A 2497-nucleotide genomic window follows, 5' to 3' on the forward strand; every position below is an offset into this window, starting at 1 on the left:
CTCTTTCAGGCACTTGTAGATGGGCTCACTCTGGCTGGCTCGGAGTCCGAACTGAACCACCTCGGGCAGGATTGTCTCGTAGGCGGTTCTCAGTTCGTCAGAATTCAGTACGCCGAACAGATGACCGACGGGCTTCCAGCCGTATTCGAAAGGAGGGTCTAATTTCTCCAGCTGACCGAGCGAACCTTCCCAGGTGGGGGCCAGGTGCTGCTCGATGTCCGCCAGTCTTTGGGTGGCGTGACTTACAATCTGCTTGACGGCGGGAACGATATGCTCTGGGCGAATGGCAGCAAAATCAGGTAATCCCGTGGTGGCCAGCAGGGGATTGTCAGTTTCTAAATTGCGATCAGCCATATCCTTGGATCCTCTCTGGTATGCAAAATAATCGGGAGAGTTTAGACGGAAAACTCGACTAATGCAGCGCCCGGTTTCGAGAATCCCAGTTGATTACGGTCGTTCGTCGGCAAGTTCGCGGGAACATCCTTCCTCGGTGAGATCAATCACGATAAGCTATAGAAGTAAGACTGCCACGACTTTACTGATGTGAAATCCGATTCATGCCGCTCCCGCCCTCCCGTTCTGATTCTGAAGACAGCCATTTCGACGACGACGATTCAACGCTGGAACGCCTGCAAAAAGTGCTGGCTTCGGCGGGAATCGCCTCGCGACGTCATTGCGAAGAATACATTCGCGACGGTCGCGTGACCGTTGATGGCATGACCGTCACCGAACTGGGAATGAAGGTCGATCCCCAGGCTCAGAAGGTCTGTGTGGATGGCGAGCGGATCAAATTCCAGAAGAAACAGTACTTCCTCGTTAACAAGCCTGTGGGGGTCGTCTGCTCTAATGCCGATCCGCAGGGGCGTCCTCGCGTCGTCGATCTCCTTCCGCCGTGGCTGGGCCGCCTGTTCTCGGTCGGTCGGCTGGACGAGTCGTCGGAAGGTCTGCTGATCGTCACAAACGACGGCGAACTGGCACATGCTCTGGCTCATCCCCGCTTTCAGGTCGAGCGTGTCTATCGCTGTATCATTGCGGGAATCCCAACGGACGACACTTTCAAGCAACTACGTCAGGGACTGCACTTCACAGAGGGAAAGTTCCGGATGCGGGACGTTCGCCGGATCAAGACGAACGGCAAGAGCACTTTGGTGGAGGTCGTTCTGACGGAAGGTCAGAACCGGGAAGTTCGTCGCTTGTTCGCGCGAGTGGGGCACAAGGTGCTGAAACTGCGGCGAACGGCGTTTGGTCCAATGAAACTGGGGGAACTGGAAACTGCGGCATATCGTCCGCTTTCACCTTCAGAAGTGCGGGTACTGAAGCAGTACGCCGCGAGCGATCCGTCCCGCCGTCCCTCCTGGCGCAAGCAGGAAGTTGTTAATCCTCAGCGGAAGCGGATCAAAGGGGTTGGAAAGCCTCGCCGCAAGCCAAGCTCGAGGATTCCCACCGCGAACCGCGGCGGTTCCAGGAACAAACGACCGCGACGCTGAAGTTGGCTGGTCAAGTCACCCACGTTGCCCCACAACCAGAGAATTCGTACGCAGTAAGGCCTAACCGGTAGAGATATGACTGAAAATCCGTTGGATCTTCCTGGCCTTGTCCCGACAGCAGTTCAGAAGTTTGCGACGATTGTCGAGCATGAACGGATGGCGCGGAACACATGGCGAATGCGATTAGGATGCCCAAGCCTGGCACGTCAGATTGTCCCGGGACAGTTTCTGATGATTCGGTTGGCCGATCGCAGCGATCCGTTGCTGGCCCGTCCGTTCGCTCTGTACGACGTGTATTCAGATGCCTCCGGTCAGCCCGAAGGAGTCGATTTCGGCTATGTCGTGGTCGGAAAGATGACAACGCTGCTGGAGTCGATGAAAGTCGGTGAACGCGTGGAAGTGTGGGGACCGCTGGGGAATGGCTTTCCCGTGCCCACCGCAGACCACCTCATCATCGCCGCCGGTGGGATTGGGCAAACCCCGTTTCTGGCTGTCGTCCGCGAAGCGTTGAAACGAAGAGCTTACGGCAGTCCTCACAGAGCAGTAACCAAGGTCCCTTCCAGAATTACGCTGTGCTATGGTGTACGAAGTGTGGAGTACCTGGCTGGCGTGAAGGATTTTCAGGACGAAGGGATCGATGTTCAGATTGCGACGGACGATGGTTCGGCCGGTCATCGCGGATTTGTGACCGATCTGGTGAAACCTCTTCTGACCGCAGCTACGACGCCGACAGTCGTTTACAGTTGTGGTCCGGAACCAATGATGCACGCGGTGGCAAAATTGCTGAAAGAGACTTCGATCCCCGGTTGGCTTTCACTGGAAACACCCATGGCCTGTGGATTCGGTGCCTGCTTCAGTTGTGTCACACGCATCACGCAAGATGACGGCACCTGGGATTATCGTCGGGTCTGTGTCGAAGGACCTGTCTTCGCCGCTGATAAAGTCGTCTTTGACGTTTGAAAGTATCGCTATGAAATTTGCTTTGGTGATTCCGGACGGCGCAGCCGATG

The 2497-nt window shown here is 56.1% G+C and carries 2 protein-coding genes and 1 pseudogene; 2 read left to right on the top strand and 1 reads right to left on the bottom strand.

Annotated elements, in window-relative coordinates:
• A pseudogene (locus VGE80_RS23520) lies at positions 1-354 on the bottom strand (M3 family metallopeptidase); the annotation flags it as partial.
• 203 nt (positions 355-557) lie between these two features.
• On the opposite strand from VGE80_RS23520, the gene VGE80_RS23525 reads away from it, so the two are divergent.
• Positions 558-1487 carry a pseudouridine synthase gene (locus tag VGE80_RS23525; protein ID WP_440594351.1) on the top strand — a complete coding sequence of 310 codons (930 nt, stop codon included), beginning with the start codon at positions 558-560 and terminating at the stop codon, positions 1485-1487.
• 90 nt (positions 1488-1577) lie between these two features.
• Positions 1578-2447, top strand: a complete 870-nt coding sequence (locus tag VGE80_RS23530; RefSeq protein ID WP_440594352.1) for a dihydroorotate dehydrogenase electron transfer subunit — start codon at positions 1578-1580, stop codon at positions 2445-2447.
• Positions 2448-2497 lie beyond the last annotated feature (50 nt).

This window comes from Schlesneria sp., from assembly GCF_036405755.1.
GTDB classification, from domain to species: Bacteria; Planctomycetota; Planctomycetia; order Planctomycetales; family Planctomycetaceae; genus Schlesneria; species Schlesneria sphaerica.